Source organism: Loigolactobacillus backii, from assembly GCF_001663675.1.
Lineage (GTDB): Bacteria > Bacillota > Bacilli > Lactobacillales > Lactobacillaceae > Loigolactobacillus > Loigolactobacillus backii.
Map to the genome: position 1 here is coordinate 1 of NZ_CP014873.1, position 14,546 is coordinate 14,546.

A 14,546-nucleotide genomic window follows, 5' to 3' on the forward strand; every position below is an offset into this window, starting at 1 on the left:
AAGAGAATGTTTTAAAGGTTTAGATTCCCTTAAACATTCTCTTTAAAAATTATAATTAAATTACGGTTAATTCACATTTAGTAGTTAAAGTTGAAAATTATCATTCACACAATCAACTTAATCATAAACGTGGTTAAAAGTAGCCACTCCGATTACTAAATAGACTCTTTTTTCAATCCGCTCTAGTGAGATAGAACTCGAACGCGAATCACATCGTCAATCTGAGCCATTTTGGCAGCAATCTTTTGCAATCGTTTAGGGTCAATTTGATCCAAATCAATCATGGTGTACGCGTAATCACCTTGGCTGCGATTCATCATGTTGACAATGTTCAACTCATAATTCGACAAAACGCCAGTCATTTTACCAACCATATTGGGGACATTTTTATGAATTAAGGTTAAACGTAGTGGTGACGCAAACTGCATATCCGTATCCGGAAAAGTTACTGAGTTTCTGATATTACCAGTTTCTAAGTAATTTTTCATCGTTTGAACAACCATCTTGGCACTATTGGTTTCTGCCGCAGTCGTTGAGCCACCAATATGTGGAAAAACGGTAACCTTAGGGTGATGGATGAGTTTTGGTGACGCAAAATCAGTGATGTACCTTCGTAAATGACCGCGATCAAGTGCGGCAATAATGGCATCTTCATCAATCACATCATCCCGGGCAAAATTAAGTAGGACGCTGCCTGGTTTCATCATCGCAATTGCATCGGCGTTCAGCATTTCCTTAGTTTCACTTGTTAAAGGAACGTGAATCGTGACGTAATCGCTATCTTCTAAAACGCCTTTTAAATCTGCGGCGTGTTTAATATGGTGTGATAAATGCCAAGCTGTATCCACAGCAATATAAGGATCATAACCAACGACGTGCATTCCGAAAGCCTGTGATGACGCACCATTGGCAACTAGGCCACCAACATGACCTAAACCAATAACACCGAGCTTTTTGCCTAAAAGTTCAGTTCCAACGTAGGCCTTTTTTCCCTTTTCAACCTGAACGCCGATATCGTCACCTTTTAAATTGCTAACCCATTTCGAGCCGGCTAACATCGGTCGCGCGCCAATCGTCAAGGCCGCAAAGACCAACTCTTTAACACCATTCGCATTAGCACCAGGTGCATTAAAAACAACGATTCCCTTCGCGGCCGCTTCGGCCAAGGGAATATTATTCACGCCAACGCCGGCCCGACCAATGGTAATTAAATCATCTGGTAATGGCGTTTGGTGCAAATCAACACTACGAATCAGTAGACCAGCGGTATCCTTTTTAGGTTGTTCACCATAATCAATGTGATAATTTTTCTGGTCAAAAAGGGCAATACCATCTGGTGATACGGTCGTCGATGCTACAATCTGATATGTCATGCTTATTTCTCCCCCTGTTCAAATTCTGCCATAAAGTGAACTAATTTAGTCACGCCAGTAATCGGCATCGCATTATAAAGACTAGCCCGCATACCCCCAACTAATCGGTGGCCTTTTAAGTTCAATAACTTTGCTTCTGTGGCCGCAGTAATAAACTTTTGGTCCATCGCCGCGTTCCCAGTTACAAAGGGCACATTCGTTAAGGAACGAAAAGTTGGTTTAACTGGCGCCGAAAATAGCTTCGATTGATCCAAATAATCATAGAGTATCTTTGCCTTAGCGCGATTAACTTTCTCCATTTCGTCAACACCGCCACAATCCTCCAACCAGTGAAAAACAAGTCCCGCCATGTAAATATTAAAAACTGGTGGTGTGTTATAAAGTGACCCCTTAGCGCTTTGAAGACCGTAATCCAGCATGGCTGGTAGGCCCTTTTTTTTGCCAATTAGGTCGCGGCGAACGATTACGATTGTCAGGCCCGCCGGTGCAATATTTTTCTGCGCACCAGCATAAATCAACCCAAAATCCTGAACGTTATAGCGTTGGGCTAAAATATTTGACGACATATCACCAACAAGGACATTCTTCCCAACGTCAGGTAAATCAAAGTAAGTAGTGCCTTCAATTGTGTTATTAGTTGTAATGTGGACATAATCATAATTTGCACTAACCGGTGGAACTGACGGAATAGTGGTATTATGCGTTGCTTCAGAACTAGCCAACGTTGTCACTTTCAAAGACGGAAATTTTTGCGCCTCAGCAATCGCTTTTTTTGACCAGTTACCAGTATCAATATAAGCAACGTTATCCGTTCCTAAATTCAAAGGGACTTCAGTAAATTGCTGACTACCGCCACCCTGCACAAATAAAACCGCGTAGTCATCAGGTATCTGCATCAGATCACGCAACGTTTTTTCCGCATCATCGATAATATCTTGGAACAAGGAGGAGCGATGACTGATCTCCGTTATACTCATACCAGAATTATGATAGGATAAAAATTCATCCTTCACTTGTTGTAATACTGGTTGCGGTAAAACCGCTGGACCAGCTGCAAAATTATAAACTTGCTGCATGTCATCATCCCTTCATTAATTTGTTCTCATTATTATCTAATAAAATAATGTAATTCTCATTATAGCATAGCTTACCCTTTAATTTCGACCACTTTTGCGATTAACCTACGACTTATCCGGAAAATATGCTCACTAATATTTTCCGGATTGATTTGACGGAAACGTATTGGAAAAAGCAGATTATTGCGTATAGCTACGCCGGTCGGACGATCCGCTGTGCGTCTCTTTTCGCCTGGCTGCCATGTTTCTTGCGGTGACCGAGATGAGTTTAGTCGAGGAAACACAGTTATGAACCTTATAACTGTGTTTCCTAGCCTGCGCCACAAGAATGGTCAACGTCCGCAGCATCAAAGAATATTAGTGCTTTTCGCTGCGATTCGGACTTCGATTCATCTTAGTCCGATCGACATCGTAAGCGAAGCTAGTAATATTTCTCCTTCATTGCGGAGTAGTAGTCTATACTCCATAATCTAAGCGCTTTTTCCCTCTCTTCTGAAACGTGTTTGAAAAAGCAGATTATTGCGTATAGCTACGCTAGTCGAACGATCCGCTGCGCGACTCTTTTCGTCTAGCTAGGCTATACTCCATAATCTGAACACTTTTTCAAACACTCTCTAAAAAAAGCAATTGTTTCAGCAAAAAATGCCTTACAATTGCTACTTAATTTAAAAGTTCAACCAAACTCCTAATCCAAAAAAGATCACTTGAGCTAGAGTTGTTAAAAATAAATTTTTAACCGCCAACGGAAATGTTTCTTTTTTGATTTGCTTCGCCAAAAAAAGGCGGGTATTTTTCCAAACGATTGGTACCGTTACTAAAGTTAATAACGTTAATTTTGGCAAATAACCAACAATAACCGCCACAATAAGCGTCAAAAAGCCAATAACGTAAAGCGCCACGAATAGCCGCAAAGCATTCTTTTTACCAATATAAACCAGAATTGTATGCCGGCCCAACTCTAGATCTTCTTTTTGATCCGAAATATTGTTAGCTAACATTAAATTGGAGATTGCACAGACGGCCAACCCTGACGATAGTAAAATTGGTCCCACAAACGCCCAGTTAAAAGTCACCACCTCGTAAGTGTTTAAATAGACACTTAACAAGAAGATGACAAAGCCCATGGTTAATCCCGAAAAAAGTTCGCCAAACGGTGTCGTTGAAATCGGTCGAGGGCCCCCCGCGTAAAAGTAACCTACGGCGTAACAAAATAGCCCCAACCATAAAACTGGCCAACCAGTTTGGCTGGCAATAAAGATTCCTAAAACGGCCGAAGAGGCCATCATCCAAAAGACCAGCCAACCAATCATCCGGGGGTTTAAATGATTAACCCCAATAATATTGGTTTTCTCACGAAATCCTAGCGCTTCATTCTTAGTTGCCCGCCGATAATCTTGATAGTTATCATTAGCGTCAACCGCCATGTTAAAAACTAACATCGCAATAAAAAACAAAACTAAATAAACCGGGTGTAGCTGCCGGTAATGATACAGTGCGTAAAAAGTTCCTAACAAAAATGGAAATACACTGGCCGTTTTTGCTTTAATTTCGACCAGCTCCAAAAATACTGATAAAGTCACCTGACATATCTCCTTAACCACTTAAAATAAAGTACTACACGTAGCTTTGAAATCAGTTGACGAATTATTAAACTGTGGAGTGTTTGAAAAAGCGGTTAGCTAACGCCTTCCTAATTAATTTGGTCTAAACGTGTTTGAAAAAGCAGATTATGGAGTATCGCTACGCTAGTCGAACGATCCGCTTCGCAGATCTTTTCGACCAGCTAGGCGATACTCCATAATCTGAACGCTTTTTCAAACACTCTCTAATTATTCGCCTGAGTCTAACGCGTAAAGTTTGCGGAAACGTGCATTCTCCTGATATAAAGTGTGTGGACTACCTTGCATATTTATTTTACCATGTTCAAGAAAAATTATTTGGTCGGCATTTTGAATTCCCTGTAAATGATGGGTTACCCAAATAATTGTTTTGCCGGCTAAGACACTGAAAATGGTGCGTAGTAACGCCTTTTCCGTAATCGGATCAAGCCCAACTGTTGGCTCATCTAACAAAATAATTGGTGCATCTTGTACAATTAAGCGTGCTAAGGCTAATCGTTGCTGCTCACCACCAGAAAAACGTGCACCATCCTCCTCAACAATTGTGTCCGCACCTTTAGGTAACCGCGCCATTAACGGGCCCAGCTGAACGGCCTTTAACGCCTCATCGATCTCTTGATCAGTTTTTTCTAAGTTGCCCAAGCGAATGTTGTTACGGACCGTTGTGTTGAATAAGAATGGCTTTTGATCCAACATCCCAATTAACTCTTTACGTTGCTCTTGTAATGCCGCAACTGGTACACCAGCAATTGTAATTGCACCCTTTTGTGCCTGTAAATCACCCAACAATAGATCAAGCAACGTGGTTTTCCCCATCCCGGTTTGACCCAAAATTGCTAATTTTTCACCAGAATTGACGGTTAAATTAAAATCATTAATAATATTGGACTCATTCGGGTACGCAAACTCAACGTGCTGAAATGAAATTGGTGGTACCGTGGTCGGTAATTTTGCTTGCTGTGGTAGCGCCTGTTCCTGCGGCTTTAAATCATTCAGCCGCGTAACAGAACTCATATAAATCGGCCACTCCTCAACCCCTTGACTGACTGGCGCAAAGGCATCAATTAGTGGAAACAGACTAAGTACGAAAGCCGCCGCCCAATTCACCGCTGCTGGAGAAGTTGTAAAATAACGATTAGTCCACAATAAAAGAGCAACACTAATAATTGCAAACACAAACTGTATGCAGAAGTCACGCCGCCATTCAAAACGCTTAGTGGCTAAAGTTTCCTTGCGCAGGGCCTTCAGTGTCGGCTGTGATTTAGCGATAAAGTCGTTCTCGCGACCGGAAATCACCCAATCAGCAACACCCATAACGTTATCAGTTAAATCAGTGTAAAGTTGCTGGGTTAACTGCTTTTTCTGCATTACCCGTGCGCCAGTCACCGCAATTGAAACAAGTGGTAATAAAAAGACAATAATTGCTAGTAATAATGCCATTCCTAACGCAAAGAACCAGCTGAAATAGCCAAGTACAATCACGATAATGATGTAAAGAAACCAACTGATTAGCGTTGGGAAAATAGTTCGTAAGTAGAGGTTCTGTAAGTGACCAATATCGTCGGCCAAAAGCGCCAAAATATCCCCCGTTTTAAAGTGTTGCTGGAAAAATGCGGCGTCCTTTGCCAACGTAAGGTACAATCGTTTACGCAAATCTGAGGTAACCTTAAACACCCAGTTATGTGAAGTTAACCGTTCAACGTAGCGAAAAGTTGGTCGGCCAATCCCAAAAGCCCGAGTTAAAACAACCGGAACATAAATTAATAAAATATTGTCTGGTCGCTGAGCCGCCCTACTAATCAGGTAACCAGCATTAAACATTAACGCAGCGCCACAAAAGAAGGTTAATAGACCTAGAACCAAGATTAAGCACAACAGGCCTTTATACTTTTTCATATAAGGCTTCACCCAATTATCCTTTTTCAACGGTTGAAATGGATTTCTCATAGCTTAGCCCCCTTCATCTGTGTCATTAACTGTGTATATGCTCCTTGTTTTTGCTGTAACTGCTGCGGTGTTCCCATTTCAACTAAACGGCCCGCTTCGATTACCATAATTTGATCCATCTCCTGCATCCAGTGCAGGCGGTGCGTGGCAAAGAAAATAAGGTGATCCTTAAAAAGCGGTAACATCGTTTCTTTTAGCGCCGCTTCAGTCTCGATATCCAAGTGAGCGGTGGGTTCATCAAATAATAATACACGCCGTTTACGATCCAAGAATGCTCGGGCTAACGCAATACGCTGTGCCTGGCCACCGCTGATTCCTCGCTCACCTTCACCGATCACTGTATCAAGACCGGCCGGTAATTGCTTTAGCCAGATTGTTAAACCTGCATTCTCGGCCGCAACTTTAATTGCTTCACGACTGGCCTTTGGTTGGTAGAAGGCAATATTTTGACCAATCGTTGCGTGAAATAAATACGGCTTTTGCGGCATATAAACAAAATTATTTTGCCACTGTTCTTGACTTAGGTGCGGAACTTGCTGCCCATTAAGCAAAATTTGGCCACCATTTTTGGCCTCAGGCAACAAAAAACCACCTAGTGTATTAATTAACGTCGATTTACCGGACCCGGAAGGCCCCATGACCCCAATCTTTTGAAAGCCATGAACTTTAAAACTAAAATCGGCCAGGTCATGTTCGTTATTATTTTCATAACTAACATTGACGTGTTTGAATTCCAGTTCATCATTAGCACCAAACGTTGTTAAACTTGTGAGGGCCTGACGTTGCGTTGCTTCAGGTAATGCAAGTAACTGCCGAATAGCTTGCATCGCATTTTTACCATTTAAAGTTGCGTGATAGTCGCTAGAAAAATCGCGTAAGGGCAAGAAAAATTCTGGTGCTAGAATCAAGGATGCTAGCGCAGGAAAATAGGGCATTTTACCGGCCAATAAATCAAGTCCTAAGAATACGGCGACCACCGCGATTGATAACGTCGTGAAAAAATCTAAGGCAAAAGTTGATAAAACGGCTATCCGTAAAACGGCCATTGTTTGTTTGCGGTAAGATTCACTCACTGAATAAACGTTATTTGCGTATTGCTTACTAATTCCTAGCAACTTTAAGGTTGATAATCCACGTAACGCATCAACAAAGTGATTCGACAGTAGCTGATAGCCCGCATACTGCTTATCAGCCTTATCCCGGGCGGCAAAACCTAAAATAATCATAAATAAAATAACAATTGGAACAACTAAGAGTAATACAACTCCCGTTTTAACGTCTAACGTAAAAATATAAATCAATAAAATCCAGGGAATAATCATCATATTCAGCATTTTATTTAAAATCAACGTTAAATAATTATCAACTTCATCAATTCCATCAAGGGCCATCGTGACTAAGTTACCCGTTCCTTGCTTTGCAACTAGACTAGGCCCAATATGAAATAATTTAGTTAGAAGCTGCTCGCGTAAACTTTGACTGGCCTGGTTGGCAAAGCGATCTAACACAATACTCTTTACCCAATTAATTAAGTGACGCCCAATGAACGCCGCAAAAAATAAACCAATTAAAGGCCCAAATAAATTTAGCGGCCGTAAGTGCCACGTCTTAACCAACGCCAACGCCAAATATTTCCCCTGAAATAAGATCATAAATGCTTGCAGGACTGTTAGTCCTACAAGCATTATGGTTACTTTTTTTATTCCAGATAAGCTAAATAACTGCTTATCAACCATCTATTCCACCACTTTTTTTGTTGTGACTCGCTTATTAAAGACAAAGTAACTCCAGACTGTGTACACGATGACGATTGGAACTAAAATGCAAGCCACGATCGTCATAACTTTTAGTGTATATTCTGACGACGAAGCATTCTTAATTAAGATACTGTGCGCCGGATTAGTTGCTACCATTACTCGTGGGAATAATCCATTGAATAATAACGCAACCAATAAGATTAAAGTACCTCCGCTAGCAATAAACGATAACCACTCTTTATCGGCATAGGCACCGTACGTTGCAACAACGCTGGCCAAAACAATTAGGATCAGCAGTGTCCAACTTGATACTGGCCGTGCGGTAAAGAAGTCCGTTTGAAACAAAAGTAACGCGGCGTAGACAACTAGCCCAACAAACAAAACTGGGTAGAGTAACTTAGTTAATTTTTGAGCCCGTTGTCGTAATGCACCTAAGGTTGAAAGCCGAATGTAATTAAGCCCGTGTAATAGGCAAAGTAACGCTACAGCAACACCACCAACAATCGAAAAGAGATTGATGTAATCACCAACACTGGCGCCTAGATTACCTTGAGCATCAATTGGCATTCCCTTGACCATATCAGTAAACATCATCCCAAAAAGGAAGGGCGCCATTAAACTACCAGTGAAAAGTGTCACTTCCCATAACTTTCGCCCCTTACGTGTATCTACGTGCGTTCGAAATTCAAAGGACACCCCACGGATAATTAGGCCAAATAAGATTAAGAAAAGTAAAATATAAAATCCTGAAAATAGACTGGCATACCAGTAAGGAAACGAGGCAAACATTGCACCGCCGGCAGTAATTAACCAAACCTCATTACCATCCCAGTGCGGTCCAATCGTTTGAATAAGGCTGTCACATTCCTGCTCGTCTTTGGCCAAGAAACGTAACGACATCCCAACACCGTAATCAAAGCCTTCAAGTAAGAAAAAGACCGCAAATAGTAAACCAATTAAGAAAAACCATAATAACTGCAAACTACTCATGATTGAACGCTCCCTTCGCAAATGGATCAACATTCACACGGTTTTCACTGCCGTCATCAAGCTCTGGACCGGCGACTAATGTCTTATGGGAGAAGTAAATCATAGTACCGCCAAGCATCGTGAAGATCAAGAAGTAGGTGATGTTAGAAAACAGTAACTCACCCGCCGTGACACTTGGTGAAACTGCATCAGCGATCGTGAACAGTCCGTAAACAATCCACGGATAACGACCCAGTTCAGTCACGAACCAACCAGCAGTATTGGCTAAAAATGGTAACCAGAGGCAAATCCCTAAAACGTAAAGGAACCAACGCTTATTCTCAATGGCATTATTCTTTTTACGCATAAACCACAAGCCAACGATGGTAACGAGTGCAAATAACGTACCAAAGCCAGCCATAACTCGGAAACTCCAGAAAAGTGTTTTCGGTGGTACATAATAATTCATGTCCTTACCAAATTTTTTATCATACTTCTGGTGTAATTCACGATTAATGGTATTCATACCCTTAACCGCACCAGTTGTTTTATGGTAAGACATAATGCTTAGCATGTCAGGGATTTCAACCTTCCAAGTTGCCTTATGTCCGGCTGCGTTAATCCCCTCAATCATTGCCCATGGCGCTTTTTTACCTGTATTATCATACAGGCCTTCCGTTGCGGCAAACTTCATTGGTTGATCCTTAATAATCATTCTGGTTTGAGCATCGCCCACGTAAATCGTTCCTAATGAAAAAATAAGTCCAACGATCAAACCAATCTTTAATGACTTCTTGTAAAAATCAATATTCTTATGCTTAAGCAACCGCCAAGCTGACATTCCAGCAACTGCCATAGCCGCCGTTAAAAAGGCCCCAAAAACAACATGCGGAAATTCAACCCACAATTGTGGATTCTTAAGTAAACCGGTAAAACTTGTCATTTCTGCCCGACCATTGGCCAATTTATAAGCCACTGGATTCTGCATAAAACTATTGGCAGTTAAAATCCATAAAGCTGAAGCACTAGAACCAAGCATAACTAACCAAATAAAAATAACGTGAATCGCAGGTTTGAAGCGATCCCAAGTAAACATCCATAGTCCGATGAATACTGATTCCAGGAAAAACGCCAACAATGCTTCAATAGCCAGTGGCGCCCCAAAAATATCACCCATAAATCGTGAGTAATCAGACCAATTCATCCCAAATTGAAATTCTTGAATAAGACCAGTAACCACACCAACAGCAAAACTTAAAAGGAAAATCTTTCCCCAGAACTGTGCCATTTGTTTATAAATTGGCGCCTTTTTTACGACATAAATTGTTTCCATGATTGCCGTTATAAACGCCATCCCGATTGAGAAAGGAACAAAGAAGAAATGAAATACTGTTGTCATCGCAAATTGAACCCGTGCTAAAGACAACATACTCACACCAACCGTCAACATACTCTTACCACCCTTCGTTAAACTTCCACACCTTCATTATAGGCTAGATAATGAAGCGTTACCAGTGCTGATAAACTCAGATATCCAACGATTTATTCTTCAATAATGGTTTTTTTATAATTAAAGTACGCCAACAAATCAAATTATGGCATAATAGTCTTTGATCAATTTTATTAATGACAAAAAGGCATAGCACAAACTGGAATAGGCTAAAAGATCTACTTGTTAAAATATGCTTTATGCTAAAACAATTTCCGTTTTACCGACTGCCTAATGTAGCTAAAGGAGGACCTCATGGAAACTATTTTTACCATTAGCATCATTGTAGGTGCAGTAATTTTTGCCAATATTATTTACGCAATCTTCCCGAAAATACCACTAGCCTTCTATCAAATCGCAGCAGGTCTCTTATTATCACTTTTACCGCTTTTTCATCACTATCAACTTAATCCAGAAATTTTTCTTTATGCCATCATTACACCCTTAATGTTTAATGATGCGCAAAACACCTCCCGCCGCCGTTTAAGGCGTGGAATTGCCAATGTCCTATCATTATCGATTTTTCTAGTTGTCATCACAGTAATCATTCTGGGATTCAGTATTAATTCACTATTCCCACTGATGACACTTCCGCTGGCCTTTGCCATTGGCGCGATTGTGACCCCAACAGATGCCGTCGCCGTTAAGTCAATCACTTCCAACATGGCGCTGCCAAACCGCATCATGAATACCTTAGAAAACGAATCTCTATTTAATGACGCATCTGGTATTGTGGCCTTAAATTTAAGTCTCAGTGCCTACCGTGAAGGCTCTTTTTCTGTTGGTCACGGGATTACTAGTTTTATCTTTAGCTTTTTTGGTGGCCTTATCCTTGGTGCCATTCTGGGGTTGCTGATCGTTCGTTTGCGCATTTGGCTACGGGAAATTGCCGCGGACAGTATTCCGATTTCCGTTCCCTTACAGATTTTAACGCCCTTTATCATCTATTTTGTTGCTGAACAATTTGAAGTTTCTGGTATCTTAGCAGTTGTTGCCGCCGGTTTAGTGCACGGTGCCGAGCGTGATCGCTTGCAACTAACTTCAACCAAAACCCAATTCGCAACGGCTAGTATTTGGACAATTATCAGCGATGTTCTGAATGGTTTTGTTTTTGTCTTATTGGGACTCACTTTACCAACGGTTGTTCTCGATTTAATCTCTACTCATACTTTGCAGTTCTTTAGCCTATTTGGCCTTGCCTTATTAATCTACGCAATTTCGACTGGTTTACGTTTTTTATGGGTTTACGCTGGCTTCGTTAAACTGCCCTACCGCGATCTCAATCGACCAACAGTTAGCGCCATCATGGCAGCCAGCGGTATTCACGGAACCGTTACCCTTTCCATGGCGCTTTCGATTCCTTTTTCATTAGCAAATGGAAAATCATTCCCAATGCGTAACGAGATTATTTTCGTCGCCGCCGTTGTTATTCTATTAAGTTTAATCGTTCCAAATTTTGTTATTCCACTACTCGTACCCGCCAAGGTCAAAGCGGCCAAGGAAGCGCCGGTCAACATTCGCGCAATTCGCAACGATATGTTGGATTTTGCGATCACCGAATTACAACAAACAGTTAGTGGTACGCAGAGCGCCCAAATTGTCTTAGAAACACTGTACAATCAAAAATCCGATTATACCCGCCCATCTTATGAAACACTGACCCGCCTGTTTAAAAAAACACAGCATGTTGAACAAACGACGGTCCAGCAGTTAGTGACCACGGGTGACATTACACCTAAACAACAGCTTTCCTACGAGCGCTTTTTAATTCAAAGCAACTTTGCTACGAAAAAAAGTATCTGGCAAATTCTTTGGCGCCGAATAAAATCTGGTTTTAAATATCTAACCTTTGGTCTTTTAAAGAAACGTCGAATAGCTCAACTGCGCCGTAATTTAACCGACCAACAACGTAAAAAAATAAAAGACACACGCCAAATTTTCGCCCAGATTGAGGACCATGGTTACAACGCCGTTATTGAGTATTTGAATAACGAAACAACCGTCGACAATTTTGCGGCAATTGGAATTGTTCGCCGTTCCTATCGTGAGCGGCACCGTCGTTTCAGCAATAGTGACGAAACAAATGATACACAAAAAGATTTATTCATCACTGCTTTCCAGTATGAATATGATTACGTGGACAATCATTTAACCGACCAATTAATCAGTACCGACACGGCCAAGCAATTGCGGGAACAAATTTCCTACGATGAGATTGTCTACATGCAAAATAGCGATAACTTTGATTAACGAGAGTGTTTGAAAAAGCGCCCAGATTATGGAGTGTGGCCTAGCTAGGCGAAAAGAGACGCGCAGCGGATCGTTCGACTAGCATAGCTATACGCAATAATCTGCTTTTTCAAACACGTTTTAGAAAAGAGAGTGTTAAAAAAGGCGCTCAGATTATGGAATATAGCCTAGCTGGTCGATAAGATCTGCGCAGCGGATCGTTCGACTAGCGTAGCTATATGTAATAATCTGCCTTTTTTAACACGTTTCAGAAGAGAGTGAAAAAGCGCTCAGATTATGGAATATACCCTACTACTTCGCAATGAAGGAGGAATATTACTGGCTTCGCTTACGATGTCGATCGGACTAAGATGAACCGAAGTCCGAATCGCAGCGAGGAACGCTAATATTCTTTGATGCTACGAACGTTGTCCATTCTTGTGGCGAGGCTAGGGAGCACAGTTATAAGGTCCATAACTGTGTTTCCTCGACTAAGCTCGTCTCGGTCACCACAAGAAACATGGCAGCTAGACGAAAAGAGACGCGCAGCGGATCGTTCGACTAGCGTAGCCATAATCTGCTTTTTCAAACACGTTTCCACCAAATACCCACAGGCTACCGCTAATAAAAATAACCGCGAAATCGGCGAGTACAACCTCGAGTACTCCTTCGAGGTTGTACTCGAGGTAGTACTCGCCGCCATTAATCAATTTCAAAAAATAAATTTAGAAAAAAGTAAAATAAAAAAGCAATAATTATCCCCGCCCTGATCAGCTTTCGGAGTGGTTACAAAAATTATTGCTTTTTTAGTGTCACTTTTTGGGTCCCTGAGGGTTTTATATATATATAAACTTAATTAGAAAGAAATACTAAACATGTCTGATTCATTTGATCCTTCTTAGTTCCATAGTGTTAAATCACAATACAAAAAAAGATCGTAACGAATTTAGGGTCAAATTCATTACGACCTTCAAAATAACGGTACTGTATCATCAATCTTTTCGGTAACGCTGCAACGGCAAACTAATTAATGGGCCAACAATTGCTGCCAAAATGGCCTCCGGAATACCATTCGTCGCCACAACAACTAATAATACATTGAGTAGTCCGTTTAAATTAGTGTGATAAACTGCCGCCACTTGTGGATTTCGGTAAAATATATAAATTAAGCCAAGCACTAAAATAGTATTGGTCAGCGCCCCAGCCAAACTAGCAAACATCATCCCTACAGTTTGCGGTAAGTGTGTTTTCCTTAACCAGTTAAACAAATAGCCTGTTACCAGACCAATTAGGATTCGCGGCACAATGGCAATCACTGGATTTGTAAAAACTAATGGCGCCAGTGGACTCGTAGGCGAAGTGAACGCCCGGATAAAGGTGATTAGGCCCCAAACACCCCCAACAATTGCACCATCGATCGGACCTAAAACCATGGCCGCAATAATAACCGTTACGTGAATAGTCGTTAAATCTAACGGCCCAATTGGAATGTACCCGAATAGCGGTACAAAATTCTGAATAATAATAATGGCAATAAAAAGTGCTAGAATACTAATTCGGTAAGCCGATCTTCCCTTAGTCAAGATACATCACTCTCCCTTAGCTACTTCGCTATTATAGCATTAGTAAAGTTTGGTCTAAAAGTAATTTTATTGATTTTTGTAAACCATACAGTTCGTGCTTAAAATCGAAACACTCACTGGTTTAATCACTTTTTTTCTTAGACATATTTTCAAAATCATGCCTTAGACCATCAAAAATACTTTTTGGTCTAACTAAATGACTGGGATCGACATACTGGCGAATCATTCGTAAAACCTCTTTGGGATCCTTAGAAGAGAATGCATACGTACCGCGTTGTTTTGTTTGGATCGAATAACGGGAAATCCGCCTTTTCCTAAATCCAACCGAAGCAATCACGTAGTCAACCTCTTCCCAGGGTACCTGAATAAAATTACGGTATTTCTGGTCGTTCAAAAATTCAAAACCCTTATCACCAACGATGATTTTACCATACTGCGTTGTCCCGGCATATAAAGTTGCCTTGACCTTTAGATCAACTTTCGTATTAATTGATTCAATCATTT

At 41.0% G+C, this 14,546-nt stretch carries 10 protein-coding genes; 1 reads left to right on the top strand and 9 read right to left on the bottom strand.

The window, feature by feature from the left end:
• Window positions 1-182 precede the first annotated feature (182 nt).
• The 7 genes from AYR53_RS00005 to AYR53_RS00035 form a co-directional block, all read right to left on the bottom strand.
• Window positions 183-1,373, bottom strand: a complete 1,191-nt coding sequence (locus AYR53_RS00005) for a phosphoglycerate dehydrogenase (protein ID WP_068222921.1) — start codon at window positions 1,371-1,373, stop codon at window positions 183-185.
• A 2-nt stretch (window positions 1,374-1,375) separates the two neighbouring features.
• Window positions 1,376-2,449 carry a 3-phosphoserine/phosphohydroxythreonine transaminase gene (gene serC, locus AYR53_RS00010; protein WP_068222919.1) on the bottom strand — a complete coding sequence of 358 codons (1,074 nt, stop codon included), beginning with the start codon at window positions 2,447-2,449 and terminating at the stop codon, window positions 1,376-1,378.
• A gap of 665 nt (window positions 2,450-3,114) precedes the next feature.
• The gene (locus AYR53_RS00015) at window positions 3,115-4,029 is read right to left on the bottom strand and encodes a prenyltransferase (protein WP_068222917.1); all 915 of its coding nucleotides are present in this window, start codon (window positions 4,027-4,029) and stop codon (window positions 3,115-3,117) included.
• 249 nt (window positions 4,030-4,278) lie between these two features.
• Window positions 4,279-6,015 carry a thiol reductant ABC exporter subunit CydC gene (gene cydC / locus AYR53_RS00020; protein WP_068222915.1) on the bottom strand — a complete coding sequence of 579 codons (1,737 nt, stop codon included), beginning with the start codon at window positions 6,013-6,015 and terminating at the stop codon, window positions 4,279-4,281.
• Window positions 6,012-7,751, bottom strand: a complete 1,740-nt coding sequence (gene cydD / locus AYR53_RS00025) for a thiol reductant ABC exporter subunit CydD (RefSeq protein WP_068222912.1) — start codon at window positions 7,749-7,751, stop codon at window positions 6,012-6,014. Before cydD ends, cydC begins: the two co-directional genes overlap by 4 nt.
• Window positions 7,752-8,762 carry a cytochrome d ubiquinol oxidase subunit II gene (gene cydB, locus AYR53_RS00030; RefSeq protein WP_068222910.1) on the bottom strand — a complete coding sequence of 337 codons (1,011 nt, stop codon included), beginning with the start codon at window positions 8,760-8,762 and terminating at the stop codon, window positions 7,752-7,754.
• Window positions 8,755-10,188, bottom strand: coding sequence for a cytochrome ubiquinol oxidase subunit I (locus AYR53_RS00035; protein ID WP_178378347.1), 1,434 nt, complete (start codon window positions 10,186-10,188; stop codon window positions 8,755-8,757). Before AYR53_RS00035 ends, cydB begins: the two co-directional genes overlap by 8 nt.
• Window positions 10,189-10,485: 297 nt before the next feature.
• On the opposite strand from AYR53_RS00035, the gene AYR53_RS00040 reads away from it, so the two are divergent.
• Window positions 10,486-12,480, top strand: coding sequence for a cation:proton antiporter (locus tag AYR53_RS00040; protein WP_068222905.1), 1,995 nt, complete (start codon window positions 10,486-10,488; stop codon window positions 12,478-12,480).
• 971 nt (window positions 12,481-13,451) lie between these two features.
• Here AYR53_RS00040 and AYR53_RS00050 read toward each other — a convergent pair.
• Both AYR53_RS00050 and AYR53_RS00055 read right to left on the bottom strand, forming a co-directional pair.
• Window positions 13,452-14,042, bottom strand: coding sequence for an ECF transporter S component (locus AYR53_RS00050; protein WP_068222897.1), 591 nt, complete (start codon window positions 14,040-14,042; stop codon window positions 13,452-13,454).
• 121 nt (window positions 14,043-14,163) lie between these two features.
• Window positions 14,164-14,544 (bottom strand): DUF956 family protein, encoded by a 381-nt coding sequence (locus AYR53_RS00055; protein ID WP_068222894.1) that lies wholly within the window; start codon window positions 14,542-14,544, stop codon window positions 14,164-14,166.
• Between the last annotated feature and the right edge of the window lie 2 nt (window positions 14,545-14,546).

Bases quoted from the DNA above. Each gene is read 5' to 3' on its own strand.
- cydC (WP_068222915.1), bottom strand. From the start codon at position 6,015: ATGAGAAATCCATTTCAACCGTTGAAAAAGGATAATTGGGTGAAGCCT.
- AYR53_RS00040 (WP_068222905.1), top strand. From the start codon at position 10,486: ATGGAAACTATTTTTACCATTAGCATCATTGTAGGTGCAGTAATTTTT.
- cydD (WP_068222912.1), bottom strand. From the start codon at position 7,751: ATGGTTGATAAGCAGTTATTTAGCTTATCTGGAATAAAAAAAGTAACC.
- cydB (WP_068222910.1), bottom strand. From the start codon at position 8,762: ATGAGTAGTTTGCAGTTATTATGGTTTTTCTTAATTGGTTTACTATTT.
- AYR53_RS00055 (WP_068222894.1), bottom strand. From the start codon at position 14,544: ATGATTGAATCAATTAATACGAAAGTTGATCTAAAGGTCAAGGCAACT.
- AYR53_RS00005 (WP_068222921.1), bottom strand. From the start codon at position 1,373: ATGACATATCAGATTGTAGCATCGACGACCGTATCACCAGATGGTATT.
- serC (WP_068222919.1), bottom strand. From the start codon at position 2,449: ATGCAGCAAGTTTATAATTTTGCAGCTGGTCCAGCGGTTTTACCGCAA.